This is a genomic window from Lacinutrix salivirga (assembly GCF_053604675.1).
In genome coordinates this window covers 1-25,746 of record NZ_JBSHNP010000101.1, presented here as the reverse complement: position 1 = coordinate 25,746, position 25,746 = coordinate 1, and the positions used below count along the sequence as shown (strand labels likewise).

Annotated in this window: 24 protein-coding genes and 1 other RNA gene; 12 read left to right on the top strand and 13 right to left on the bottom strand. The window is 31.1% G+C overall.

Annotated features, from left to right (window positions below; all coding sequences use genetic code 11):
• Positions 1 to 309 precede the first annotated feature (309 nt).
• From ACVC5O_RS06640 to ACVC5O_RS06625, 4 genes are read left to right on the top strand one after another with little or no spacing between them, the layout of a single operon-like run.
• On the top strand, positions 310 to 867 hold the full coding sequence (locus tag ACVC5O_RS06640; protein ID WP_452220691.1) for an RNA polymerase sigma factor: 558 nt from the start codon (positions 310 to 312) through the stop codon (positions 865 to 867).
• Between the two features lie 42 nt (positions 868 to 909).
• Complete coding sequence (locus tag ACVC5O_RS06635; RefSeq protein WP_452220690.1) at positions 910 to 1,476, top strand: hypothetical protein; 567 nt, start codon at positions 910 to 912, stop codon at positions 1,474 to 1,476.
• Entirely contained in the window at positions 1,457 to 2,542 is a 1,086-nt protein-coding gene (locus tag ACVC5O_RS06630; protein WP_452220689.1) for a hypothetical protein, read from the top strand. The genes ACVC5O_RS06635 and ACVC5O_RS06630 overlap by 20 nt, the downstream gene beginning before the upstream one ends.
• Positions 2,543 to 2,593: 51 nt before the next feature.
• Positions 2,594 to 3,331, top strand: coding sequence for a head GIN domain-containing protein (locus tag ACVC5O_RS06625; RefSeq protein WP_452220688.1), 738 nt, complete (start codon positions 2,594 to 2,596; stop codon positions 3,329 to 3,331).
• An 82-nt stretch (positions 3,332 to 3,413) separates the two neighbouring features.
• Here the strand turns inward: ACVC5O_RS06625 and ACVC5O_RS06620 are convergent, their stop codons facing one another.
• The 4 genes from ACVC5O_RS06620 to ACVC5O_RS06605 all read right to left on the bottom strand — a co-directional run bounded on the left by ACVC5O_RS06620 (position 3,414) and on the right by ACVC5O_RS06605 (position 7,400).
• Entirely contained in the window at positions 3,414 to 4,160 is a 747-nt protein-coding gene (locus tag ACVC5O_RS06620) for a hypothetical protein (protein ID WP_452220687.1), read from the bottom strand.
• 114 nt (positions 4,161 to 4,274) lie between these two features.
• Positions 4,275 to 5,126 carry a hypothetical protein gene (locus ACVC5O_RS06615; protein WP_452220686.1) on the bottom strand — a complete coding sequence of 284 codons (852 nt, stop codon included), beginning with the start codon at positions 5,124 to 5,126 and terminating at the stop codon, positions 4,275 to 4,277.
• Between the two features lie 37 nt (positions 5,127 to 5,163).
• Entirely contained in the window at positions 5,164 to 6,501 is a 1,338-nt protein-coding gene (locus ACVC5O_RS06610; protein WP_452220685.1) for an MFS transporter, read from the bottom strand.
• Positions 6,502 to 6,569: 68 nt separating this feature from the next.
• Positions 6,570 to 7,400, bottom strand: coding sequence for a M48 family metallopeptidase (locus tag ACVC5O_RS06605; protein ID WP_452220684.1), 831 nt, complete (start codon positions 7,398 to 7,400; stop codon positions 6,570 to 6,572).
• A 248-nt stretch (positions 7,401 to 7,648) separates the two neighbouring features.
• Between ACVC5O_RS06605 and msrB the strand changes: the two genes are divergently transcribed.
• Both msrB and lpdA read left to right on the top strand, forming a co-directional pair.
• Complete coding sequence (gene msrB / locus ACVC5O_RS06600) at positions 7,649 to 8,131, top strand: peptide-methionine (R)-S-oxide reductase MsrB (protein ID WP_452220683.1); 483 nt, start codon at positions 7,649 to 7,651, stop codon at positions 8,129 to 8,131.
• Between the two features lie 155 nt (positions 8,132 to 8,286).
• The gene (gene lpdA, locus ACVC5O_RS06595) at positions 8,287 to 9,663 is read left to right on the top strand and encodes a dihydrolipoyl dehydrogenase (RefSeq protein WP_452220682.1); all 1,377 of its coding nucleotides are present in this window, start codon (positions 8,287 to 8,289) and stop codon (positions 9,661 to 9,663) included.
• Positions 9,664 to 9,769: 106 nt separating this feature from the next.
• Here lpdA and aroQ read toward each other — a convergent pair whose 3' ends face one another.
• The 4 genes from aroQ to ACVC5O_RS06575 form a co-directional block, all read right to left on the bottom strand.
• A complete protein-coding gene (aroQ, locus tag ACVC5O_RS06590; protein ID WP_452220681.1) occupies positions 9,770 to 10,192 on the bottom strand; it encodes a type II 3-dehydroquinate dehydratase in 423 nt (140 codons plus the stop codon).
• Between the two features lie 83 nt (positions 10,193 to 10,275).
• The gene (locus ACVC5O_RS06585) at positions 10,276 to 10,899 is read right to left on the bottom strand and encodes a porin family protein (protein ID WP_452220680.1); all 624 of its coding nucleotides are present in this window, start codon (positions 10,897 to 10,899) and stop codon (positions 10,276 to 10,278) included.
• 142 nt (positions 10,900 to 11,041) lie between these two features.
• Entirely contained in the window at positions 11,042 to 11,659 is a 618-nt protein-coding gene (locus ACVC5O_RS06580) for an outer membrane beta-barrel protein (protein ID WP_452220679.1), read from the bottom strand.
• Between the two features lie 129 nt (positions 11,660 to 11,788).
• Positions 11,789 to 12,283, bottom strand: a complete 495-nt coding sequence (locus ACVC5O_RS06575) for an outer membrane beta-barrel protein (RefSeq protein WP_452220678.1) — start codon at positions 12,281 to 12,283, stop codon at positions 11,789 to 11,791.
• A gap of 173 nt (positions 12,284 to 12,456) precedes the next feature.
• Here ACVC5O_RS06575 and xerD point away from each other — a divergent pair, with 173 nt between their 5' ends.
• Together xerD and ACVC5O_RS06565 are read left to right on the top strand one after the other, a co-directional pair.
• On the top strand, positions 12,457 to 13,353 hold the full coding sequence (xerD, locus tag ACVC5O_RS06570; protein WP_452220677.1) for a site-specific tyrosine recombinase XerD: 897 nt from the start codon (positions 12,457 to 12,459) through the stop codon (positions 13,351 to 13,353).
• A 110-nt stretch (positions 13,354 to 13,463) separates the two neighbouring features.
• Positions 13,464 to 14,600 (top strand): sensor histidine kinase, encoded by a 1,137-nt coding sequence (locus ACVC5O_RS06565; RefSeq protein WP_452220676.1) that lies wholly within the window; start codon positions 13,464 to 13,466, stop codon positions 14,598 to 14,600.
• 65 nt (positions 14,601 to 14,665) lie between these two features.
• Here ACVC5O_RS06565 and rny read toward each other — a convergent pair whose 3' ends face one another.
• The 4 genes from rny to ACVC5O_RS06545 all read right to left on the bottom strand — a co-directional run bounded on the left by rny (position 14,666) and on the right by ACVC5O_RS06545 (position 17,076).
• Positions 14,666 to 16,240, bottom strand: a complete 1,575-nt coding sequence (rny, locus tag ACVC5O_RS06560; protein WP_452220675.1) for a ribonuclease Y — start codon at positions 16,238 to 16,240, stop codon at positions 14,666 to 14,668.
• A 54-nt stretch (positions 16,241 to 16,294) separates the two neighbouring features.
• A non-coding RNA gene (gene ssrS / locus ACVC5O_RS06555) (6S RNA) lies at positions 16,295 to 16,423 on the bottom strand.
• 53 nt (positions 16,424 to 16,476) lie between these two features.
• Complete coding sequence (locus ACVC5O_RS06550) at positions 16,477 to 16,770, bottom strand: cell division protein ZapA (protein ID WP_452220674.1); 294 nt, start codon at positions 16,768 to 16,770, stop codon at positions 16,477 to 16,479.
• 15 nt (positions 16,771 to 16,785) lie between these two features.
• Entirely contained in the window at positions 16,786 to 17,076 is a 291-nt protein-coding gene (locus ACVC5O_RS06545; RefSeq protein WP_452220673.1) for a hypothetical protein, read from the bottom strand.
• 192 nt (positions 17,077 to 17,268) lie between these two features.
• Between ACVC5O_RS06545 and ACVC5O_RS06540 the strand changes: the two genes are divergently transcribed.
• On the top strand, positions 17,269 to 18,963 hold the full coding sequence (locus tag ACVC5O_RS06540; protein WP_452220672.1) for a M23 family metallopeptidase: 1,695 nt from the start codon (positions 17,269 to 17,271) through the stop codon (positions 18,961 to 18,963).
• A gap of 12 nt (positions 18,964 to 18,975) precedes the next feature.
• A complete protein-coding gene (locus tag ACVC5O_RS06535) occupies positions 18,976 to 21,441 on the top strand; it encodes a TonB-dependent receptor (protein WP_452220671.1) in 2,466 nt (821 codons plus the stop codon).
• Here ACVC5O_RS06535 and ACVC5O_RS06530 read toward each other — a convergent pair whose 3' ends face one another.
• Positions 21,442 to 22,281 (bottom strand): tyrosine-type recombinase/integrase, encoded by an 840-nt coding sequence (locus ACVC5O_RS06530; protein ID WP_452220670.1) that lies wholly within the window; start codon positions 22,279 to 22,281, stop codon positions 21,442 to 21,444.
• 122 nt (positions 22,282 to 22,403) lie between these two features.
• Here ACVC5O_RS06530 and ACVC5O_RS06525 point away from each other — a divergent pair, with 122 nt between their 5' ends.
• On the top strand, positions 22,404 to 23,408 hold the full coding sequence (locus ACVC5O_RS06525) for a hypothetical protein (RefSeq protein WP_452220669.1): 1,005 nt from the start codon (positions 22,404 to 22,406) through the stop codon (positions 23,406 to 23,408).
• Between the two features lie 137 nt (positions 23,409 to 23,545).
• Positions 23,546 to 25,468: an ATP-binding protein gene (locus tag ACVC5O_RS06520; protein ID WP_452220668.1), complete on the top strand. Its 1,923-nt coding sequence runs from the start codon at positions 23,546 to 23,548 to the stop codon at positions 25,466 to 25,468.
• The last annotated feature ends 278 nt before the right edge of the window (positions 25,469 to 25,746 follow it).

The following is a 25,746-nucleotide window of genomic DNA, read 5'->3' as shown; positions in this document are numbered from 1 at the left end:
ATTTTAAGTCATTATGTCACTTCATTTAAGTGTACACAATTCTATTTTTATATTAATACAATGTACTTCAATTAAAACCTACTGTAAAACAAGCATTTAAGCACAACAGGTTGTATAGCATTACTTGTAAAAGTTCAATTAATATGCCAAAACTATGTTCTTATAGAATAACTCTACATTTCAGTTTATATGCAACCACAAGCAATTACAAGCTGTTAATCTTTTAACTTTGAAAAAAAGTTAAAAAAAATTTAGTAAACTGTAACAAATCAATTTAAATAGCCTCTTTATAATAACAAACCATCATAATTGAATTTAATTAACCACAATATTGAACAGCTTGTAACGCTCTGTAAATCTCAAAACCAATTTGCGCAGTTGGAATTGTATAACAGATACTACAACGCTATGTATAACACAGCGTTTCGTATTGTGAAAGATAGTTTTGAGGCTGAAGATATAATGCAAGAATCGTTTTTAACTGCCTTTTCAAAGTTAAATAGTTTAAAAGAAATTAAAACCTTTGGAGCTTGGTTAAAACGCATAGTGATTAATAATAGTATTTATCATTATAAAAAGAATGCAAAGTATAATGAAACACCTTTAGACGATGTGCTTTATAAAATTGAAGACAATGATGGTATTGTTGAAAATTACGAATTTACAAACCTAAGAGCAAAACAAGTGTTAGAGACTATGAATCACTTAAAAGCAAATTACAGAGTAGCACTAACACTACATTTAATCGAAGGTTACGATTACGAAGAAATTAGTAAAATAATGGATATAAGCTATGCCAATTGCAGAACAACTATCTCTAGAGCAAAGGAAAGTTTAAGAAAAAAATTGCATGCCTTAGTTGGCTAAAATTAAATTATTAAAAGAATACCGCTTTTGCGGAAATAAAAGATGAAAAAAGATAATTTAGATACTTTGTTTGAAACACTTGCTAATCAATTTGATAGTGAAGCGCCAAATGCTGGACACGAAGCTCGGTTTTTAAACAAATTAAAACACCAAAACGACACAGCAATTATAAGTGTTAAAAAGAAAACAGTCTCACTCTGGAAACCTTTGTTAGGTATTGCTGCAACAGTAACATTAATAATAGTATTCACTTTTGGTTTAAAAACCGAAACTGCTCAAAACGACTTAGCGAGTATCTCTCCAGAAATGGCAGAAACGCAAAGCTTTTTCTCAAGAACAATTAAACAAGAACTTCAAAAACTAAATGAAGAAAAAACACCAGAAGCACAACAACTTATTAAGGATGCTACCACGCGTTTAAACAAATTAGAAGCTGCTTATGACGCATTAAAAACAGATTTGGCAGAAAGTGGAGACGATAAGCGTGTGATTTATGCTATGATTAGCAATTTCCAAAACCGAATTGAAGTATTACAAACAACACTACAAAAAATAGAAGAAATTAAACAACTTAAAATTAACGAAAACTATGAAAGCAACACTATATAAATATGCTTTACTCCTGCTCTTAGTTCCTACAATTAGCTTTGCAGTTGCAGACAAAGACGGAAAGTATAAAAAGACAAAAACCATAAAAAAAGAGTTTAATGTTAACAGCAATGCAACTTTAAAAATTGATAATAGTTATGGCAATTTAGATGTAGTAACTTGGGACGAAAACAGAATTGTTTTTGAAATCATTATCACAACCACAGGAGATAACGAAGATAAAGTACAGAAAAAACTAAACGATATTGATGTGGATTTCTCAGCTTCGGAAGAATGGGTCTCTGCAGAAACCAAATTTGAAAAAAACAAATCTAAATCATGGTTTAGTTGGACCTCAAACAATACTGTAAACATGAAGATTAATTACCTGGTTAAAATGCCTATTACAAACAATGTAAAGTTAGATAATGACTATGGTAGTATTAATTTAGACCGTTTGGAAGGTCGTGCAGAATTAAATTGTGATTATGGTAAAATAACTACAAAAGAGTTATTGGCAGACAATAATCAAATTGAATTTGATTACTCAAACAATTGTTATTTTGAGTATATAAAAAGCGGAAGCATTAACGCAGATTATAGTGGTTACACAGTTGCCAAAGCTAAAGACTTAGATATTAATGCAGACTATACAAAATCTAAAATTGATATTGCAGAAAACGTAAAATACAATTGCGATTATGGTGGATTAACTGTAAACAACGTAAATAATTTAAGTGGAAATGGCGACTACCTTACTGTTGTGATTGGTACAGTATATAAAAACATTAATATAGATGCCGATTATGGGTCTATTAAAATTGAAAAACTTGCAAAAGGTGCTGGTAATGTTAATATTAACTCAGACTATGTTGGTATTAAAATTGGCTATGATCCTGAATATTATTTTAATTTCGATTTAGACTTGTCTTATGGTTCTTTAAGAGACGAAAACGACTTTGAGTTTACCAGAAAGAATACTAAATCTACAAGTAAATACTACCAAGGCTATTACGGAAACAGCAACTCTGGAAACTTAGTTAAAATAGAGTCTGACTACGGAAGCGTCTCCTTCTATAAAAACTAAGATTTACCAATAACATTTCATTTAAAAAACATCAATTAAAACAAAAAAATTATGAACTATTTAAAACAAAGCATCTTAATAATTTGTGCTGTGATAACAACTACAACAGCACAAGCCCAACTTTGGGGAAACAAAACCATTAAAGGTAATGGAACTATAACCACAATCACTAAAACAACAAGTGATTACGATAGTATTAAATGTGCTGGATGGATGGATTTTGTACTAGAAGAAGGAACAGAAGGTAAAATTACTATTAAAGGTGAAGAAAACTTATTAGAATATATTGTTGTAGAAGTAAAAGGCAATGAGTTAATAATTAAAACAGAAAACAATACTACTTTAAAAACAAGCCGAAATAACACTATAACAATTACTATTCCTTTTAAAAGTATTGATAAAGTGACACTCACTGGTTCTGGAGACATTACTAGTAAAGATACTATAAAAGAAAATCGTTTTGAAACCTCTGTTTCTGGCTCTGGAGATATTATTTTAGATGTGCAAGCAAAGAGTATTAAAGCTAAAGTAACGGGTTCTGGAGATTTAACGTTAACTGGTAATACAGAGGATTTGGAAGCTAGTGTAACAGGTTCTGGAGATTTCCATGGCTTTAAATTAAATGCTAGTAATACTGAGGCTAGTGTAACAGGCTCTGGAGATGTTGAAGTCGTTAGTACTAAAAAATTAAAGGCTAAAGTAACAGGTTCTGGTGATATAGATTATAAAGGGAATCCTAGTACTATAAATACAAAAATAACAGGTTCTGGAGATATTGACCAAAATTAAACTTCAAATACTTTTAGCATTATTTTATAAAAAAAGCCTCAAACTAAATAACGTTTGAGGCTTTTGCTTATTTAATAAATTTCTATTGTTTAGTATATACAAAAGTTAAATCTTGTGTTACAGTAACTGTTATATCTTCACTATCAAAAGCTACAAACCCACTTGGCACTACTGTTGACAGTTCGTTTCCGTTAAGTGTCCAATCAGAAGCTTGTGAAGTTGCAGTATCTGTGATTGTGATAACGTTTCCTGTTTGCGTCCACGTAAAATCATTATTTTCTATTTCTTGATCACATTCTACTGTGTATGTATAAGAATCTGTGGTACCAGTTTCAATTTCAAAAGTAAAGGTTGCAAAAGAAGTACTCATTGCAGTACCTGTATTATCTGCATTAAAGACAAAAGTTTCGTTATTATAACAATCCATTTCATCTAAAAAGTTTGTACTAGAAGTGCCATCGTTATTTAAATCTGCACCTTCTTCTCCATTCCATGCTGTTAATAACCATGTACCAACAACCTCTACGTTGTCGTCTGGTTCTTCATCATTACAATTACCTAAGCTATCTAATATGGTTTGCAAACTATTATCCTCGTCTCCACAAGCAGCAATTTGGTTTTGTAAAGCCACTTTGTAAGCATTACATAACGTGGTATAATTTTCATCAGAAACATTAATAAAATCTAAAGCTGCTGTCGCTAAAGCTTGTGTAGTTTCAGCACAATTAGTTGGGTTTTCTGTTACAAAATCACCTTCTAAAGGCTCATCGTTACAACTTAAAGTGATTAATAATATAAATACAGATATTAAGGATTGGATATGTTTCATTTTAATTATTTAGATAGCAAACTTAAATAAAAAAAAATAATACGAGGTCATACTCCATAAAAAATGCCACAACTCTTTAAACTAAGACCTGTGGCATTATTAAATTTATACTAATTAGTACATAATATTAATTGTGCCTTGTGTTAAACTTAAATCTCCTCCACTAGTATTAGTTACAATTCCTCCAAAAGAACCTACTAAGGTTCCTGCACCATTTTCGGTAATTGTAGAAGTAAAATCATCAAATCCTTGCGTTGAAGGAAAATAATCAGGATCTGTTGTAGATAATGTTAATACAAAAGTACTATTTATAATCTCCATTCCTGTGGCACCTTCTTCAACTTCAAAATATATTGAATAATTATTTTGAGCAGAAGTTTCTCCTGTAACCTGTAAAGTTGTTCCAACTGTTACCACGTTTACTAAATCAAACTCAATTGGTAGTGTGCCAGCACTAAGGCTAATTTCTACATTTGGAGCAGTAAACGTACAATCTCCTAAATTATCAATCATAGCTTGTAAGCTTCCATCTGCATCACCACATTCTGTAATCTCATTCTCTAATGCCATTTTGAATGCAGCACAAAGTGCGTTATAATTGTCTTGAGTTGCATTATCAAAAGCATCTTCTGCAACACTTGAAGCGTTTTCAGCAGTTTCACAAGCATCTGGCTCTGTATCATCATTACAATTACCTAAGCTCTCAAGTATAGTTTGTAAACTATTATCCTCGTCTCCACAAGCAGCAATTTGGTTTTGTAAAGCGACTTTATAAGCATTACATAACGTTGTGTAATTTTCATCAGAAACATTAATAAAATCTAAAGCTGCTGTAGCTAAGGCTTGTGTGGTTTCAGCACAATTGGTTGGGTTTTCTGTTACAAAATCACCTTCCAAAGGCTCATCGTTACAGCTTAAAGTAACTAACAAAAAGGATAATGATACTATAGATAATAATTTTTTCATTTTTAAAATTTTATATATGAACAAAAATAGTAAAATATTAATGATTTATACTATTGTTTTTAGGCACTCTTAACAACAAGACAATACCTATTAAAAAGAATACAAATAAGAATAAAATAGCATAGCGCATTGTACTTATTTGGTCCACTATAGCAAAAATAGACATCCCAATTACAATTCCAATTTTTTCTGCGACATCGTAAAAGCTAAAATAGGATGTGGTGTCTTCTGTTTCTGGTAAGAATTTAGAATAGGTAGAGCGCGCCAAAGATTGAACGCCTCCCATAACAAAGCCTACTAAAGTTGCTGCTATATAAAATTGAAATGGAGTTTCCATAAAATAGGCGTAAAAACAAAGACACATCCAAATAAAATTAATCCCAATTAGTGTTTTTATGTTTCCAAATTTTTCTGAAATTTTCGATGTAATAACAGCTCCAAGTATTGCAATAAGTTGTATGATTAAAATACTAATTATTAACCCACTGGTTTTTTCGTCTTTATCTGCCCAAGCAATTTCTTTTTCGCCAAAATATACAGCCATTAACATAATGGTTTGTACTGCCATACTAAATACAAAAAAAGCATACAGATAGCGTTTTAGTCTTAAATTTTGTTGCAATTGTTGCCACACCTGTTTTAATTCTCTAAATCCATTAAATAGTACAGCTTTAGTGACTTTTCGACCTGCGGAAACGCCTTTTGGTAAAATATAAAAGGTGTATTGACTAAATATAATCCACCATAAACCTACAGTTATAAACGAAATTTTCATGGCCTGAAATTTTGCTGCATTTAACTCCGCTTGGGTTGTACCAATATCAAATCCAAACCATTGAGGTTTCATTACCATTGCCAGGTTTAAAATAAGCAACAGCACACTACCTAAATACCCTAAAGAAAATCCTTTGGCACTTATGGCATCTTGTTGCTCTTCAAAAGCAATATCTGGCAAATAGGAATTATAAAACACTAAACTGCCCCAATAGCCAATAAGTCCCATAAAATAAAATAATAAACTTAAATGGATATGGTCTAAACTAAACCAATACAAACCTATACAACCTAATCCACCAACGTAACAGAAAAACTTCATAAACGTTTTCTTATTACCAATATAATCTGCAATACCAGATAATATTGGAGAAGAGAAAGCAACAACTAAAAAAGTAAATGCTGTGATAATTGAAATTAATACGGTTTGTTTCATTTCGAAACCAAAGGCAGAAACTAACTGGTCTTTAGAGTCAAATAAATTACCATAAAATATTGGAAATATTGAAGAGGCTATAGTTAACGTATATACTGAATTTGCCCAATCATAAAATGCCCAAGCATTTAATAATTTTTTACTGCCTTTTTCGAGTGTTCTCATAGATTTGCTAAAAATAAAAAAACTGCTCACAATGTGAGCAGTTTTTTTATTTTTTAATCCATTTAAAATTAATAGCTACCTAATGGTCTAAACGATGTTGTCCCAAATTTCTTAGCTTCAGCTTTAGCTTGTGGTGCTAATTGCTTAAGGTTTACAATACGGCTATCACTAGATGGATGCGTACTTAAAAATTCTGGTGGAGCTTGACCACCACTTTTAGCTTTCATTCGTTTCCATAACTCTGCAGCTTCATCAGGATTATATCCTGCAATTGCCATTAGGTATAAACCAATTCTATCGGCTTCGGTTTCATGGCTTCTGCTAAAAGGCAACATTCCTAATACGTTAGATCCCACACCATAATATTGGTTAAAAGCATTACGTGCATCATCGTCTTGTATTGCTATGTTTCCAGCAACTGCTAAGCCTTGTTGTACATAAGCAGCACTCATACGTTGTTGGCCATGGTTTGCTAGTGCGTGAGCAACTTCGTGTCCCATAATCGCAGCAATGGCTGTTTCGTTTTTAGCTACTGGTAAAATTCCTGTATAAAAAACTATTTTTCCTCCAGGCATACACCAGGCATTAACTACATCTTCTTCAATTAAATTATATTCCCACTTATAGTCTGACAAATACCCTTGGTATCCATTAGCATTTAGCCAACGTTCTGCAGCTACTGCTATACGTTGTCCTACTCTAGTAATCATTTCGGATTGTGCAGTTCCTGTCACTACTTTACTTTCTGATAATACTTGATTATACTGTGCAAAAGCTGTAGGAAATAATTGCGAGTTTGGCACTAAAGCCATAGTCTTTTTTCCTGTAAAAGGGTTTGTTGCACAAGAGACAAATAGTATAACTACCAAAAGTCCAAGTACGTTATTTTTCAATTTCATTGTTAATGGTTTTAATTATTTGATTATAAATTTACAAAAACTGTTCCTAAAATGTACAAAAGTGGAATAATAATAGATAGCTAATAATCGATTAAAGACGTTAAATGACTTTAAAATGCATTTAATTATTAAAATATTTAAAAAGGAAGCACAAATTCTTCATTTTAACACCTAAACCTACTTATTTTTATTGGTAAGATTTTGTTAATCCTTTCGACACTATTAAAACAAAAAAGTATTTTTATAGTATGAAAAAGATAATAATAGTATTTGTAATCACTTTATTTTTTAGTTGTAATTCTTCAGCTCAAAAAAGTGAAACAAAAGAAAAAAAAGCGTTTCCTGTTACTAAAACAGAAGCCGAATGGAAAAAACAATTAACAGAACAACAGTATTATGTACTTCGACAAGCAGGAACTGAACGTCCATTTACTAGTGAATTAAACAAGGAATATAGTAAAGGAACTTACCATTGTGCTGCCTGTAATACGCCATTGTTTAAAAGTGAGCACAAGTTTGACTCAGGTACTGGATGGCCTAGTTTTGATAGAGAAATAAAAGGCAATGTGGCTTATGGTAAAGACAATAAATTAGGGTATAGCAGAAATGAGGAGCACTGCGCAACTTGTGGTGGTCACCTAGGTCATGTATTTAATGATGGACCAAGTGATACAACAGGCAAAAGACATTGTATTAATGGTGTGGCATTAAAGTTTGTACCAGAGAAATAAATACTACTTAAAATAAAAAACAAAAGCTCAAAATTCAAAAAATTAAGCATTGCTTATATAGGTTTTGGATTTTGAAATTTTGTATTTGTAATTTGTAATTTTTACATTAGGTTTTGTAACTTCGTAACCTTAAAAATTAGACAAAAATAACACACATGAGTAAATACGATATTTTAGTTTTAGGTAGTGGTCCTGGAGGCTACGTAACAGCAATTAGAGCTTCGCAATTAGGCTTTAAAACTGCTATTGTAGAAAAAGAAAACTTAGGAGGTGTATGCCTAAATTGGGGTTGCATACCTACAAAAGCGCTACTAAAATCTGCTCAAGTTTTTGAGTACTTAAAACATGCCGAAGATTATGGTTTGAATGTTAAAGAAGCTACTCACGATTTTGATGCAGTGGTAAAACGTAGTCGTGGTGTTGCAGATGGAATGAGTAAAGGCGTTCAGTTTTTAATGAAAAAAAACAAAATTGATGTTATTGAAGGCTTTGGAACACTTAAAACTGGTAAAAAAGTTGAAGTGGATGGAAAAGAATATAGCGCAGACCATATTATTATTGCTACAGGTGCACGCTCTCGTGAGTTACCAAGTTTACCACAAGATGGTAAAAAAGTTATAGGTTATAGACAAGCAATGACTTTAGAGAAACAACCAAAAAAATTGATTGTTGTTGGTTCTGGAGCAATTGGTGTTGAGTTTGCTTATTTCTATAACTCTATGGGAACAGAAGTAACTATTGTAGAATATTTACCAAATATTGTTCCTGTTGAAGATGAGGATGTGTCTAAGCAATTAGAACGCTCATTTAAGAAAAGTGGAATTAAGGTAATGACATCTGCAGAAGTGACCAAAGTAGATACTTCTGGAACTGGAGTTAAAGCGACAGTTAAAACTAAAAAAGGAGAAGACGTTTTAGAGGCTGATTTAGTATTGTCTGCAGTCGGAATTAAGTCTAATATTGAAAATATTGGTTTAGAAAACGTTGGTATAGCAGTAGATAGAGATAAAATTTTGGTAAACGATTATTACCAAACAAATATTCCTGGCTATTATGCAATTGGAGATGTTACTCCTGGTCAAGCATTGGCACACGTAGCCTCTGCAGAAGGTATTTTGTGTGTAGAAAAAATTGCAGGTCAGCATGTTGAAGCTTTGGATTATGGAAATGTACCTGGTTGTACCTACTGTTCTCCAGAAATTGCAAGTGTTGGTTTAACCGAAAAGCAAGCCAAAGAGCAAGGTTTAGATATTAAAGTTGGTAAATTCCCATTCTCTGCCTCTGGTAAAGCAAGCGCCTCTGGTGCAAAAGATGGGTTTGTAAAAGTAATTTTTGATGCTAAATATGGTGAGTGGTTAGGATGCCACATGATTGGTGCAGGTGTTACAGATATGATTGCTGAAGCTGTTTTAGGTCGAAAATTAGAAACTACAGGACACGAAGTGCTTAAAGCAATACATCCGCATCCAACAATGAGTGAAGCTGTTATGGAAGCTGTTGCAGACGCTTATGATGAAGTGATCCATTTATAATTAGCTGATAGCTGATAGCTGATAGCTGAAAATAAAAAAATGCGAATTAGTTAATTCGCATTTTTTTATTTTCATTTTTCAACTTATACCTCTCACTATTCACTATTCACTTATTAATAAAACTCTGTATAGCCAACTCATAACTTTGTAATCCAAAACCTAAAATTACACCTCTAGCATTGGGTGACACAAACGATTGGTGCCTAAACTCTTCTCTACCAAAAGTATTAGAAATATGCACCTCTACCACAGGAGTTTCAATGGCTTTTACCGCATCTCCTATACCAATAGAGGTATGTGTGTATGCTGCAGCATTTAAAATTATACCATCGTAACTAAAACCTACTTCTTGTATTTTGTCTATAATTTCACCTTCTATATTAGATTGAAAATACTCTATAGACATCGAGGAATATTTACTTTTTACAGTCTCATAAAATTCTGTAAAAGTGTGGTCGCCATAAATATTAGTTTCGCGCTTACCTAATAAATTTAAGTTAGGTCCATTAATGATGATGAGTTGTTTCATAAAGTAAAGATATTAAATTTAAGACATAAAAAAACCGAAGTTAATACTGCTTCGGTTTTAAAATAGTATATTATGAATAAGATTTAAAACATAAACCCTACAGAAACTTGAATAGCGTTATTTTGGTTTTTAGAGTCGTCTGTATCATTACCATCGTTTATATTAGATAAGCCTAAATTATAACGTGCTCCAAAATTTAGTCCATTATCAAATTGATAGCCTAATCCTAAACTTGTACTAAAATCTGTGCTTTTATAAAATTCTTTCACATCTTCTGTTGTAGATATATTACGTACAACACCAGATTTGCTTGTATAATTATACTCTTCTTCTGCATTTAATAGAAAGCCTATTTGTGGTCCTGCAACAACACTAAAACCTTCAGCAATATATATTTTAGCTAATAAAGGAACATTTATATAATCTAGTGAATATTTATACTCATCTTTTTCAAGTTCATTTTCGAAACTAGAATTTGCACCTTGTTTAGAATATAATACTTCTGGCTGAAAAGACACTCTATCAGAAATCATAATCTCTGCAACAGCTCCTGCATGAAAAGAGGTTAGATTTTCAACTCCATCTGTATTCTCACCAGAAATACTAGAAAAATTAACACCTCCTTTAGCACCAAACTTTATTTCTTGTGCATTTATAGACGATAAACCAAGCACTGTAAATACAGCAATAGAAAGTAATTTTCTCATTTTAAAATTTTATAAATTTTATTTGCAAAACTAAATAATCACTAAATTTCTTACAAGGCAAATACGTTAAAAAATCTTGAAAAATTTAAACATAAAAAAAACCGAAGCGCATAGCTTCGGTTTTTATATTTTTTTAAAAAAATTAGAATTTGAACATTAATCCAAATTGTGCAGTTTCAAAAAAGTTATTGAAAACGTTTACATTTCCGTTAAATTCTGTTACAGCTTCTGCTCCATCAACATCTACTTTATCTGATCTGTATGATAAGACATCTGATAAACCAAAAGTAATAGCTATATTTTCTTTTACAAAATAGTTAATACCTAATCCAAGTCCTAAACCTAATCCGTTAGATTTAAAATCTGATATATCATCTTTAGTAGTATCAAATCCTACGTTAAATTCAGTAAAAGTTTTAAAACGCTTTCCTAAATCTAAAAAATAGTAACGTGCAAAAACTCCAGCTCCAAAAGTAGAGCCATCCTCAGTATCTGTACCTGCAACTTCTTCATTAAACGAGTTGTAAGATAATGTTAAACCAACAGCAAGATCTTCATTTAAAAAATATCCTGCTTTAGGATTAAATGTAAAATTACTTGTTTTAGTTTCAGAATTTTTATCGTTTTCACTGTTAAAACCTAAGTTCCCTTCAATTAAAACATTTCCTTCTGTAAAACCATAAGTAGGTTTGTCTTCTTGTGCATTAACATTTGAAAATCCAAATACTGCAATTGCAGCGATAAGTAAAGTTTTTTTCATAATAGATTGTTTAAAATTAGTTGGCGAAATTATAGGTATTGTATAAAATGAGCAAATGTTAAATGTTAAAATTATAACAAAAAAAACCGAAGCAAATTGCTTCGGTTTTAAATTTATAAATGGTAGAATTTACAAACCAAATTCAACACCTAAAGTGATAGTATCAAAAGACCCACCATCAAGGCTTACTCCTCTGTAAGCAGCAACAATATCTATTGTTTCGGAAACTCCATATTGTAATTTTGGTGCATAATAAAAACCACCATCATTACCGTCAGGACTAATTCCAACCGCATAACCTAAGTCTGCTCCTAAAGTAAATTGATCTGAAACATTAAAACGACCTGCTGCTGCAATAGGTAAAAAACCTGCATCTTCAACATCGAAAGAAGTACCAAGAACTTCAAATGAATCACCAAATGAATGAGCATAACCAGAAGCAATACCAGCATCAAATTGATCAGACACTTCCCATAAATAGTTAATATCCAAATTGATACCAAAAGTATAAGAATCACCAGCATCACCAATTGGTAGAGCTGCACTGATTCCAGCATTAAAATTTTGAGCATTTACTGTGAACCCAACTAGTGCAAACACAGCAACTAACATTAATTTTTTCATAATTTAAAAGTTTTTAAGTTGTTATTACTGTGCAAACTAAATACTTTTTTTCCAATAATTAATCATCCATTAACCACTTATTAACAATTTTGTTAACAATTTGTTTTTAACTTTTTAGTTTTCAATCACTTACAATTAACCAGTAATTTCTAAAAAATTCATACATTTAACCAATGAAATGGCAACATGCACTAAAAGATTTCGAATTATACCTTAAAATAGAAAGAGGCCTTTCGGTTAACTCTATTAACAATTATGTGCTAGATGTTAATAAACTTATTAACTTTTTAGAGGTTAACACAATTAATGTTTCTCCTTTAGACATCGACAAAGACACTATACAACACTTTATCTATACCATTGCTAAAGAAGTTAATAGTAGATCGCAATCGCGAATAATTTCTGGTTTAAAAAGTTTTTTTAATTATCTTATTTTTGAAAACTATAGAGAAACCAACCCCTTAGAGCTTATTGAATCACCTAAAATTGGCAGAAAATTACCAGATACATTAAACGAAAATGAAATTAACGCGCTTATTGATGCCATTGATTTGAGCAAACCACAAGGGGAACGTAACAGAGCTATTATAGAAACTTTATATGGTTGTGGCTTACGAGTTAGCGAATTAATACATCTAAAAATTTCTGATTTGTTTTTTGATGAAGACTTTATAAAAGTAACAGGCAAAGGCGATAAACAAAGGTTTATTCCTATAATGGAAACGACAAAAAAATATATTAATTGTTATAAAAATGAGGTTAGAGTCCATTTAAAAATCGAAGATGGTCACCAAGACATTTTGTTTTTAAACCGACGCGGTAAGCAACTTACTAGAGCCATGATTTTTACCATTATTAAACAACTGGCAAAAGCTATAAATCTACAAAAAAACATTTCTCCACACACCTTAAGACACTCGTTTGCTACACATTTATTAGAAAATGGTGCCGATTTAAGAGCTATACAACTTATGCTTGGCCACGAAAGTATAACGACCACAGAAATATATATGCATGTAGATAGAAGCCTCCTTAAACAGGTTGTAAATACATTCCATCCCAGAAAATAGTTTCATTTTGTCGGTTTTATTTGTTTTTAATCGGATAAAAAACTTATATTTATCCATTTAAAATTCAGATTTAGTAATATCCCTAGCCTAATTCTGTTAAATTTAAACCAATGGCTATTGAAAAAGAGAATTTAAACCAAGATAATACTATTGATATTTACAAAGATTTAAAGTGGCAATTAGCATTAAATATTTCTAATGTTGGTATTTGGGATTATAATAGCGAATTAAATAAGGTATTTTTTTCCAGAGCCTCGAAAGCAATTATTGGCTTTGAGGATGATGCCTCTTTTGGAGACGATCCTAATGCATGGAATAATAGAGTACATCCTGATGATAGAGAAAAATACTTTCAGGATTTCCAAAATCATCTTAACGGATTACAACCTATATACGAAAACAAACATCGCATACTTTGTAAAGATGGAAGTTACAAATGGGTTTTAGATAGAGGGAAAGTTATTGAAAAAAATGAAGAAGGCAAGGAAATAAGAGTTATTGGTACTCATGTTGATATTACTGAAACAGTAAATAGTGAAGAAAATAACCATATTGCATTAAAAATTGCTACAGAGCAAAATAATAAGTTAAAAAACTTTGCACATATTGTAACACATAATTTAAAACAGCATGCTGGTAATTTAGAAAGTCTTTTACAATTTTATATTGAAGCAAAAACCATAGAAGAAAAAGAAGAATTAATCAACCACCTTAATGCAGTATCGCACTCTCTAAGTAAAACCATTGCCAATTTAAACGATGTAGTTTCTGTACAATCCAAAAAGCAAGAGGTTATTAATAAAATTTATATTGCTAAAGAGATTGATACAATTATGGAGATGTTAAATATGGTAATAGCAGAAAGCAATGCTACTATTTACAATAAAGTTGATCCTAAATTATATGTTTATTATAATGCTGCTTATTTTGAAAGTGTGATACAAAATTTACTTACAAATGCAATTAAGTATAAACATCCTGATAGAGATCCAGTAATTACAATTGAATCTCACTTTTCTAGTGATGCAGTAAGAGTAACTATTACAGATAATGGTATTGGAATCGATTTAAATAAATACGGAAAAGATATCTTTGGTTTATACAAAACGTTTCATAACAACTCAGACTCTGAAGGTGTTGGATTGTACCTCATAAAAAATCAGATAGAAACGTTTGGAGGCTCTATAACTGTAAATAGCGAGGTTAACAAAGGAACCACATTTACAATAACTGCCAGACGACATTAAAAAAACCAATTAATAGTATTAATTGGTTTTTTTAAAATTATTTATATGTAAACTTTACTACTATCCTATTTAGCAATATTTACAGCTCTTGTTTCTCGTATTACTGTGACTTTAACCTGACCAGGATACGTCATATCTGTTTGTATTTTTTGCGAAATATTAAACGATAAATCTGCTGCATTTTGGTCAGACACCTTTTCGCTTTCAACGATTACACGTAATTCTCTACCTGCTTGTATAGCATAAGCTTTTTTAACACCATTAAACCCAAAAGCAACATCTTCTAAATCTTTTAAACGTTGTATATACGAATCTAATACTTGACGCCTTGCTCCTGGTCTTGCCCCAGAAATGGCATCGCAAACTTGTATTATTGGTGATAGTAGAGACGTCATTTCTATCTCGTCATGGTGTGCACCAATAGCATTACAAACTTCTGGCTTTTCACCATATTTTTCTGCCCATTGCATTCCTAAAATCGCATGTGGAGTTTCCATATCTGTTTCTGCATCTGGCACTTTACCAATATCGTGTAGTAATCCTGCTCGCTTGGCCAATTTTGGATTTAAACCTAATTCTGCAGCCATTACACCACAAAGTTTTGCAACCTCACGCGAGTGCTGTAATAGGTTTTGTCCATAAGACGAACGGTATTTCATACGTCCTACCATTTTTATAAGTTCTGGATTTAAACCATGAATACCTAAATCTATAACTGTACGTTTACCAACCTCAATAATTTCTTGTTCTATTTGTTTTTGTGTTTTTCTAACAACCTCTTCAATACGCGCAGGATGTATGCGACCGTCTGTTACTAATTTGTGTAGCGACAATCGTGCAATTTCTCTTCTAACAGAGTCAAAACAAGATAGTATTATAGCTTCTGGTGTATCGTCCACAATAATTTCTACTCCTGTTGCAGCTTCGATAGCTCTAATATTACGACCTTCTCTACCAATAATGCGTCCTTTTACATCGTCGCTTTCAATATTAAATACAGAGACACAGTTATCTACAGCTTCTTCTGTACCAATACGTTGTATGGTGTTTATAATTATTTTTTTAGCATCTTGTTGTGCTGTAAGTTTAGCTTCTTCAATTACATTTTGAATGTAGGCCATAGACTCGTTTTTGGCTTCTCCTTTAAGAGATTCTATGAGTTGCGACTTGGCTTCTTCTGCAGAGAGGCTAGAAATTACTTCTAATTGCTCTACTTGTCGCTTATGCATTTTACTTACTTCGTCTTCCTTTTTATCAAGAAATTCTAAACGTTTATTGTAATCTGCGACTTTATTTTCTACTTCTAAATTTAATTTTTTGTTTTTAGAAAGTTCGCTAGATACTTGAGACTCTTTATCGCGAATACGTTTTTCGGTATCTGCCATTTTTTTATCTCTAGAATTAATAACCTTTTCGTGCTCAGATTTTAATTCAATAAATTTTTCTTTTGCTTGTAATATTTTATCTTTTTTAATGCTTTCGCCTTCGCTTTTTGCATCTTTAAGTATAGAGGCTGCACTCTTTTTGGCATTTTTAATCACCTTAGAGGCATTGTTTTTTTCTAATACTTTAGCAATAATATAGCCTATTATTGCTCCTATTGCTATTCCTGCTACTACCAGTATAATTGGATTATCCATTGTTTAGTTAAGTTAATTATATAAAAAAAGCCTACACTAGTTTTGGTTTTGTATAAACTCCTTTAAATACAAGTTTAGGGCTAACAAGCTGATCAATAATCTGCCTAAAGAGCTAAATACATAGCAATAGCAGCACGCTTTTACAACTTAAACTCACCCTTCTCAAAAGAATTAACGTTGAGTTTATCAAAAAAATAACTAATGTAGGCAGTAACCTATGTTTATTTATAAGAACGTTAAGAGTTTAAATGCTCCTCTAACAACATGTTTAGAGAATTTAATTTATCCTCTACATGCTTAGAAACATTTACTTTATCTATAGATTTCTGTTCTACTTGAGAGGCAAATTGTAAAGCACACATGGCTAAAACATCTTGTTTATCTCTAACAGAATAACTTTGCTCAAACTGTTTTATCATCGCATCTATGCTTTTTGCAGCTTTTCTTAATCCTTCTTCCTGACTTGGCGGAATGGTTAAAGGATAAACTCTATTTGCTATAGAGAGCTTTATTTTAAGCTTATTAGACATTATGTAAAGTTAACATTATTCGGCAAGTTGAGCGATACAATGATCAATTTCCCTAATTAATGTATTTATTTTGAGTTTAGTTTCTCTTTTATTTTCGTCACTACCTAGCATTGTATTTGCAATTTTTAATGCTTCATATTTATCTTCCCAAGTTTGCAACTCTATTTGTTGTGCTTTTATTTTGGTTTCTGATAGTGCTAATTCTTTATTTAATTTACTATTAGTTTGCTTTAAAACATCGAGTTTTTTTAAGACTTTAGTAATTTTAGTTTCAAGATTATCGACAATATCTTCAATATGACTCATTTACAAATATCAATACTTACCTTACAAAGTTAACAGAAGTTACTATAATTTACAATAGTTTTATCATAAATTTTATTTTTAAGTTTAGTCGCCTTGTTTTCAATACTAATAACAAACAATTTGTAGCAGTAATTAACTATTTGTTGCGTTATTTATACTTCATTTTAATATTTTAGCGTTATTAACAATCTTATGAGATCACTTTTATTCTTTTTATTACTATTTTCTTCTTTTTGCTTCTCTCAAGCAGAATATCCTCAAGATTATTTTAGGAGTCCGTTGGACATTCCTATCGTACTTTCTGGCACGTTTGGAGAATTAAGAAACAATCACTTTCATGCTGGTTTAGATATAAAAACACAACAACGTACTGGAAAAAAAGTTTTTTCTGCAGCAAATGGTTATGTAAGCCGAATTAAAATTGCGCATTTTGGATATGGTAAAGCACTGTATATTACACACCCAAATGGTTATGTCACTGTTTATGGTCACTTAGAGAAGTTTAGTCCTAAAATTGAAGCTTATATTAAAGCTAAACAATACGAAAAAGAATCGTTTGAGATTGAAGTTTTTCCTACTATGGACGAGCTTATTGTAACTAAAGGCGAAATTGTTGCTTATACTGGTAACACAGGGAGTTCTGGTGGACCACATTTACATTACGAAATTAGAGATAATGCAGAGCGACCTATAAATCCGTTACTTTTTGGTATTGATGTGGAAGATACCAAAAAACCTTTAATTGCTAGTTTTTATGCTTATCCTTTAGATGAGTATTCTCATGTAAATAAATCTAACCAAAAACAAAAATTAAGATTAATATCGCAGCCTTCTGGCGACTTTATAATTGAAGATATTAAAGCTTTTGGTCGTATAGGCTTTGGAGTATCTACTACAGACAGGCAAAATATGGCTGCCAACAAAAATGGCGTTTATGCTATACAAAGCTTTTTTAATGGAGTTCCTATTTTTGAAATTGATTTTAAGCGTTTTTCTTTTGACGAAACAAAACACCTTAATAGATTAATAGATTTTGAACATTACAAAAACCATAAACATCGCATACAAAAACTATATAGAGAACCCAACAACCCTTTAAGCTTATATAAAAATGTGCAAGAAGAAGGCATCCTGACTGTAGAGGATAGCACGTCGTCTGTTTACAAAGTGCGTGTAAAAGATTTTAAAGATAACGATGTTTGGATAAGTATAAATATTAAAGGGCAAGAGTTAGATTTAAAAGATATTGAATGTGAAGATAAATTAGTGACAGACCATTATATTTTTGCAGACCAAAAAACCGAATTAAAACAAGATAATATAACTGTTTCTATACCAGCCAACAGCTTTTATGAAGATTTATATTTAGACTTTGAAATTAAAAACGACACTGTTAAAATACACCAACCTACAGTACCTTTAACAAAATACATGACTATTACTTATGATTTAAGTAGGTATAAAAAAGAAGATAAAAACCAGCTTTACATTGCAAAATTAGTGGGCTGGAATAATTTTGCTAGTTATGCTTGGACAAAAAGAGAAGGTGAAAACTTGGTGTGCAGAACTAAAGATTTAGGCACTTATATTTTGGCAACAGACACAGATAATCCAACAATTACACCTATTAATTTTCAGAATAAAAAATGGTTAAGTAAGTATCGCTTTTTAAAATTAAAAATTGATGACAAAACCTCTGGAATTTCTAATTATAGAGCAACTATAAACGGAAAATGGATTTTAATGGAGTACGACTATAAGAAAAAAACGCTGATTTATGATTTTAACGATGGCGTAAACACAGACACCGAAAATAAATTAAAAGTAATTGTTACAGATAATGTTGGAAATAATTCTACTTTTGAAGCAACCTTTTACAGAAAATAAAACCCTTATACTTTGACTTTAAAACCTAACTTATTATTCATTATAATACTAGTGCTTCCGTTATTAAGCCTTGCACAACAAGCTACTATTAAAGGTGTAATTTTAAACGATGCTAAATTACCCATAGAAGGCGTAAATATAAAAACAGCAACTGGCTCTGGTACAACCACAAACGAGAATGGTTTTTATTTACTTAAAATTCCTTCAGATATAGATGTAAAAATTGAATTTACACATATTTCGCATAAAAAGGTTACGGCAATTTTCAATTTAGAAAAAAATGAAGCCTTAGAGTTTAATCCTATTATGATTGTTGATGTTGCACAAATTAGCGAGGTTGTAATTTCGGCAAAGCAAAGAGATAATATTGAAGGGATAATCACTTTAGAGCCAAAAGCCATACGTAAAATACCTGGTGCCAATGCTGGAGTAGAAAACTTATTAAAAACTTTACCTGGTGTAAGTGGTAATAACGAGTTAAGTACACAATACTCCGTTAGAGGTGGAAATTACGACGAAAATTTGGTGTATGTTAATGGTATTGAAGTGTATAGACCATTTTTAATTCGCTCTGGCCAACAAGAAGGTTTAAGTTTTGTAAATACAGATTTGGTGGATAACGTTGAGTTTTCTGCAGGTGGTTTCCAAGCAAAATATGGCGACAAGCTCTCTTCTGTTTTAGATATTACTTACAAAAAACCTTATGCTTTTGGTGTACAAGCCGATTTAAGTTTGCTTGGAGGAAGTGTTGCAGTAGAAACTGTGAGTAAGGACTCAAAATTTTCGGCAATAGCAGGCATTCGTTACAGAGACAATAGTTTACTAGTAAATGCAAAAGAAACAGAAACTAATTACGATCCTACATTTGCAGATTTACAAACCTTTTTAACTTATGATTTTAACGATAAGTTTCAGCTTAGTTTTTTAGGAAATGCCTCTATTAACAAATATAATTACGAGCCACAAACCAGACAAACAAATTTTGGCACATTGGACAATCCATTAGCATTGTTAGTGTTTTATCAAGGACAAGAAAAAGACCAATACCAAACCGTTTTTGGAGCTTTAAAAGGAAGTTATAAAGTAAATGAGGATTTAAATTTAGACCTTGTGGCTTCCTCCTACCACACTACAGAAGAAGAGTATTTTGATATTTTAGCACAATACAGATTAGGAGAAGTTAACAGTAATATTGGTGATGAAGATTTAGGTGAAGTTGAGTTTAGCGAAGGGATTGGAAGCCAATTAAACCATGGGCGAAACGATTTGGATGCCTTAATTACAACTGTAGAACAAAAAGGAGATTACACAATAGATGATAATGAGTTTAGATGGTCTGTAAAATATACAAACGAAGATATTAGAGACCGTTTAGTAGAATGGGAAGTGATAGACTCGGCAGGTTTTTCTATAAATCCGCCAAACTCAGACTTTTTTAACGAGCAACCTTATGCACCAGACGAAGGTCCCATTACACCCTTCCAAAATGTAAGAGCTACAAATAACACAAAAATTAATCGTTTACAAGCCTTTGTACAATGGAGTAAACGCAGTAAGTTAGGCGAACACGATGTTTGGTATAATGCAGGTGTTCGTGCGCATAGTTGGACAATTAAAGGAGATGGTTTAGAAACCAACTCTGATGTTGTTTTTAGTCCAAGAGCACAGTTTACAATTAAGCCAAATTGGCAAAAAGATATGCTGTTTAGGCTAGGAACAGGTTTATATTACCAACCACCATTTTATAGAGAGTTGCGTGATGCTAATGGAACAGTACAACCAGAGGTTAAAGCACAAAAATCGTTTCATTTAGTATTAGGAAACGATTATAGTTTTAAAATATGGGAAAGGCCATTTAAATTAACCAGTGAAATTTATTACAAGACCATTACAAATGTTAATCCTTATACAGTAGAAAATGTTAGAATACGCTACAGAGCTAATAATAATGCTGAAGCTTATGCGTATGGGTTAGACCTAAGATTAAATGGCGAATTTGTACCAGGAACAGAAAGCTGGTTTAGTTTTGGGTATTTAAAAACCGAAGAAAACATAGATAATAGAGGGTTTATAGCCAGACCAACAGACCAACGGTTAAAGTTTGCTGCGCTGTTTCAAGATTACGTACCTAACGTGCCAAATTTAAAAGTATATTTAAATTTGGTTTATAATACAGGATTACCTGGAGGCTCACCAAGTTACGCAGACCCTTACCAGTATCAAAATCGTTTACCAGACTACAAACGTGCAGATTTAGGTTTACAATTAGTTTTAGTAGATGCAAAACGACAATTTGATTCGGGATGGAAAAAACCATTTAAAGAACTCTCGTTAGGTTTTGAAATATTTAATGTGTTTGATGTGCAAAACTCCATTACCAATACTTGGGTTAGAGATGTGTATAGTAAACGCCAATATGGAATCCCTAACTACTTAACTCCTAGAGTATTTAATGTAAGAACAACTATGCGATTTTAATTATAAAAAATCTAATGGATTGGGTACGTTTTCTAAAGTTTTAGTAGTTACATGTGTATAAATTAAAGTAGTTTTTATAGAGTTGTGACCAAGTAATTCTTTAATAACTCTAACATCAATCCCTTTATCCATTAAATGTGTGGCATAAGCATGACGCAAACCATGTAAAGTTACAGGAGTACTAATTTTAGCTTTTATTAAAGCCTCACTAAATACTTTTCGTAAACTCTCGCTAGAGTACTTCCCTCCTTTTTGACCATAAAACAAATACTCTTTAGGTTTATATTCTTTATAATAAACTCTTAATATTTGCCGTAGAGAATCCGGAAATGGTAACACTCTATCCTTTTTACCTTTTGCTGTTTTAATATGAATTTGTTTACGATCGCTATATATATCTGTAACTTTAAGATTAATAAGTTCGCCACTACGTAAACCTAAAGCATAAATAACAGTTAGCATGGTTTTATGTTTTAAATTATCGTGAGCACTCAACACCGCTTTTACCTCCTTTAGAGATAATATATTAGGCAAAGGCTTAGGTCTGCGTGTTGGATATACCGAAATAAAATCGATATTTCTACCATACATCTCTTTATAAAACAATTTTAAGGCAGCACACAACTGTTTATGTGTAGCATAGGCTAATTTTTTTTGATCTACAGCTTTTATTATAAGTGCTAATAACTCTTTATTTTCTAGGTTTTCTAAATTAATTTGAAAACCTATAAATTTATGAAACGCCATTAAAAGACCAAGATAAGTTGTTATACTATTTTCACTATATCGTTTAATATAGAGGAGTTCTTTAAATTTCTTAAAAGTTGTGATATCCGCCATAATCCCAAATATATAAAAAGTTACTAAAAAGTTGGGATATATGCTTAAATTGGTTTGTAATTTAGGATAAATTTAAGTAAGTTTGGATATATACTAGTTGTGCCTCATTAAAACCAATCTATATGGATATTGGAAATTACATTACTATTATTGCAATATTTGGATTAATCTATTATTGGAATGAAAAAAACACAAAAGAGAAGGAAATAAAAAGATTAGAAGAATCGAATAATAATTTTACTGATGAAATAAAATCGTTAAAACTATCAAATTCAGAAAAAGAAAAAATCAAAGTCAATTTTACTATTCAAGATTCAATTTATAATAAAGATAATTTAATTTCATACGTAAAAGTAACTAACTTCAAAAAAGGATTTAGAGAATATAATGTAGAAGAATACTCTATTAAAAAAGAATATGAAGGCAAACAATTAAAAGGGGAAGAAATATTCAATATAAAAAATGGAAAAGAGAAAATTGATGAGTTCACAGATTTCTCAATTGAAGGTAATAAAGAAACTGTTTTGACTTTTTCAAATGATGATATTGCACCTACTCTTACCGAAAAGCAAGAAATAATAATCGATTCAGAAAATAATACTAAAAGTGGCTATACTGAAATTTATGAACGGTTAGATAAAACAGTTAGAATTGATTTTCAAGAAAAATATGACAAAAACGAGAATTTATTGGAAAGAATACAAAAAAGTAATATTGCTTATTATGAATCATCTAAAAGATTAAGCAAATATGAAAACGATGTGATTATCGAAGAAAAGATGTTTGAATTCGATAAAGAAAATTTAACATTTAGTAAAGAACCCAAATTTATTACTCTTTTTTCATATAGAAAGAATGGCGAATTAAAAGAAAAAATAACTTCAAACTTAAAAGATAAAACAAAAGAAAAAAAATATTTCATAAACGCTTCAACCGAAACGGAGTTTAGAAAGGCAGTAGAGAAATGTAATAAATATTGTCAGTTGAATAAGTCAGATTTTAATTATTTGGAGATAATTTCTAAAATGGCTTTTTTATATAATACAGAATTTAAATTTGAGGCTAATGAGGAAAGGATTTTAATAACTGCTGAAAAAATAACGAGGCACAACACCGTGTATAATTAATTGCTTGGTTCTAGCCTACTTGCGAAAATTCCTTCGGAATTTTCACGGGTTCGTAAAAGTTTGCTAAATTAGTTGCCTAACCACGCAACTAATCATACACAAACACGTTGTAAGCAAGCTGACCGAACCGATAAACTATGAAACTAAACAAGCTAAAATTAAAAAACTTCAGAAGCTATTCTCAAGAAACAGAAATTGATATTTCAGACTTGAATGTTATCATTGGAAAAAATGATGTTGGAAAATCAACAATTTTAGAAGCTTTAGACATTTTTTTTAATGGAAAGCCTGACAAATATGATTTATGTATTTCAAATGACAATTCACAAATAGAAATAACGTGTGTATTTGATGATTTACCTGAAGAGTTAATTCTTGACGATACGATAAAAACGAGTTTAAAAGATGAATTTCTACTAAATCCTGAAAATAAACTTGAAGTTAAAAAGAAATTCCCAATTTCTGCATCTGGAAGTGTTTCAGAAGAATCTGTTATTATCTGTGAATATCCTGATAATGAGAATTTAAAGGATTTACTTTCTAAAAAAAGAACAACATTAAAGAATCAATTTGAGGAGCTAAACATTGATTCCGAGGGAGTAAATAAAACTAAAAGTAAAGAATTAAGAAATGCAATAAGGAATCACTTTTACCCTGATGGAAACATAACGAAAATAAACACAGAAATAAAAATAGATGGAAAGTTAGATAATGAAGATAACAGAAAGAAAATATGGACTGGTTTAAAAAAATACTTGCCAATATATTCTCTATTCTTCGTAGACAAACCATTGACTGACCAAGATTCAGATATTCAAGACCCAATGAAAGAAATAATAAAGGAAGTTCTTAAAAGAGACAACATTACACCTTTATTAGTTCAATTAAAAGAAGCTGTTCAAAACGCTTCTACATCTCTTGCTGATGATACAATAAATAAATTAAACGAATTAGATTCAGATTTAGCTGAAACTTTACGTTCTAACTTTCCAAAAGAACCGACTTGGAATTCTATATTCAAATTAACATTAGAAGATAACAGAGGTGTTCCTTTAAACAAAAGAGGAAGCGGAATGAGACGTTTAGTCTTGCTAAGCTTTTTTAGAGCACAAGTTGAAAATAGAAGAACTGCTAATGCTCCAAACATTATTTATGCATTAGAAGAACCTGAAACATCTCAACACCCAGATTTCCAATTAATGATTGTAAATGCTCTAAGAGATTTATCTGAGACAGATAATGCTCAAGTATTTTTTACAACACATAATTCTAATCTTGCAAAAGAAATTCCAAAAAAATCATTGAGATATGTTTATTCAGACAATGGTAATACAAAAATTGAAAGTGGTATAAATCCAGATGGTACTGATAATACAGAAATAATTGATAAAATTATAGACACGTTAGGAGCGTTACCAGACCCAAAAAACAAAGTCAAAGTATTAATTTTTGTAGAAGGCGAAAATGATATAAATGGCCTAATTGGTATAAGTAAAATTTTAAACTCAAATGATAACTCAATCATTAATTTAGAGAACAATGAATCTGTTGCTTTTATTCCTACTGGTGGTTCTCAATTAAAGTATTATATAGAAAAAAAATATTTAGATGGTCTTCTTCAATCTCAAGTACATATTTATGACTCAGATATTCCTGCATATGTACAAAGTGTCGCAGATTTGAATGCAGAAAATAATGATAAAAAAATTGGTTACAACACAACTAAATTAGAGTTTGAAAACTACTTACATCACGAAGCTATTAACGAATGTTATCAAGATTTAAATATTACTATTAACTTAACAGAGATAATAGATACAGACGATGTTCCTGAAAAAGTTGCAAGAGAAGTACATAGTGTTACAAGTGATACTGATTGGGATGCGATTAATCCAAACCCATTAAAAACGGAAGAAAAGCAAAAGAAAAAAATATCAAAAGCCAAACGCCAATTAAACACAAATGCGATTAATAAAATGACTGTCGAAAGATTAACCGAACGTGGAGGTTATGATGAAATTAAAAACTGGTTAGATAAAATTAAAGAATTTACAGAATAAAAAAAGCCAGCTTACAACACCGTATATAATTTATTGCTAGTTCGAGCCTACTTACGAAAATCCTCGCGGATTTTCTATTCGGTTTTTATTTGCTAACTTTAGTGCTTAAACCACGCAACAAACCATATACAAACACGTTGTGCAAAACAAGGGCTAATTTTTTAAAGTCCGTAAATCTGATCTTTTTTCCAGACTATTTATTAAAAAAATCGTGCTACTTACCTACTCGTTTGTAGAGACTTTTCGGCATAAAACTGTAGAGACTAAATCGCATAGCT

What these genes read in the sequence shown, in the direction of transcription:
- ACVC5O_RS06635 (WP_452220690.1), top strand. Translation starts at nt 910, where the DNA reads ATGAAAAAAGATAATTTAGATACTTTGTTTGAAACACTTGCTAATCAA.
- ACVC5O_RS06630 (WP_452220689.1), top strand. Translation starts at nt 1,457, where the DNA reads ATGAAAGCAACACTATATAAATATGCTTTACTCCTGCTCTTAGTTCCT.
- ACVC5O_RS06625 (WP_452220688.1), top strand. Translation starts at nt 2,594, where the DNA reads ATGAACTATTTAAAACAAAGCATCTTAATAATTTGTGCTGTGATAACA.
- ACVC5O_RS06620 (WP_452220687.1), bottom strand. Translation starts at nt 4,160, where the DNA reads ATGAAACATATCCAATCCTTAATATCTGTATTTATATTATTAATCACT.
- ACVC5O_RS06615 (WP_452220686.1), bottom strand. Translation starts at nt 5,126, where the DNA reads ATGAAAAAATTATTATCTATAGTATCATTATCCTTTTTGTTAGTTACT.
- ACVC5O_RS06610 (WP_452220685.1), bottom strand. Translation starts at nt 6,501, where the DNA reads ATGAGAACACTCGAAAAAGGCAGTAAAAAATTATTAAATGCTTGGGCA.
- ACVC5O_RS06605 (WP_452220684.1), bottom strand. Translation starts at nt 7,400, where the DNA reads ATGAAATTGAAAAATAACGTACTTGGACTTTTGGTAGTTATACTATTT.
- msrB (WP_452220683.1), top strand. Translation starts at nt 7,649, where the DNA reads ATGAAAAAGATAATAATAGTATTTGTAATCACTTTATTTTTTAGTTGT.
- lpdA (WP_452220682.1), top strand. Translation starts at nt 8,287, where the DNA reads ATGAGTAAATACGATATTTTAGTTTTAGGTAGTGGTCCTGGAGGCTAC.
- aroQ (WP_452220681.1), bottom strand. Translation starts at nt 10,192, where the DNA reads ATGAAACAACTCATCATCATTAATGGACCTAACTTAAATTTATTAGGT.
- ACVC5O_RS06585 (WP_452220680.1), bottom strand. Translation starts at nt 10,899, where the DNA reads ATGAGAAAATTACTTTCTATTGCTGTATTTACAGTGCTTGGTTTATCG.
- ACVC5O_RS06580 (WP_452220679.1), bottom strand. Translation starts at nt 11,659, where the DNA reads ATGAAAAAAACTTTACTTATCGCTGCAATTGCAGTATTTGGATTTTCA.
- ACVC5O_RS06575 (WP_452220678.1), bottom strand. Translation starts at nt 12,283, where the DNA reads ATGAAAAAATTAATGTTAGTTGCTGTGTTTGCACTAGTTGGGTTCACA.
- xerD (WP_452220677.1), top strand. Translation starts at nt 12,457, where the DNA reads ATGAAATGGCAACATGCACTAAAAGATTTCGAATTATACCTTAAAATA.
- ACVC5O_RS06565 (WP_452220676.1), top strand. Translation starts at nt 13,464, where the DNA reads ATGGCTATTGAAAAAGAGAATTTAAACCAAGATAATACTATTGATATT.
- rny (WP_452220675.1), bottom strand. Translation starts at nt 16,240, where the DNA reads ATGGATAATCCAATTATACTGGTAGTAGCAGGAATAGCAATAGGAGCA.
- ACVC5O_RS06550 (WP_452220674.1), bottom strand. Translation starts at nt 16,770, where the DNA reads ATGTCTAATAAGCTTAAAATAAAGCTCTCTATAGCAAATAGAGTTTAT.
- ACVC5O_RS06545 (WP_452220673.1), bottom strand. Translation starts at nt 17,076, where the DNA reads ATGAGTCATATTGAAGATATTGTCGATAATCTTGAAACTAAAATTACT.
- ACVC5O_RS06540 (WP_452220672.1), top strand. Translation starts at nt 17,269, where the DNA reads ATGAGATCACTTTTATTCTTTTTATTACTATTTTCTTCTTTTTGCTTC.
- ACVC5O_RS06530 (WP_452220670.1), bottom strand. Translation starts at nt 22,281, where the DNA reads ATGGCGGATATCACAACTTTTAAGAAATTTAAAGAACTCCTCTATATT.
- ACVC5O_RS06525 (WP_452220669.1), top strand. Translation starts at nt 22,404, where the DNA reads ATGGATATTGGAAATTACATTACTATTATTGCAATATTTGGATTAATC.
- ACVC5O_RS06520 (WP_452220668.1), top strand. Translation starts at nt 23,546, where the DNA reads ATGAAACTAAACAAGCTAAAATTAAAAAACTTCAGAAGCTATTCTCAA.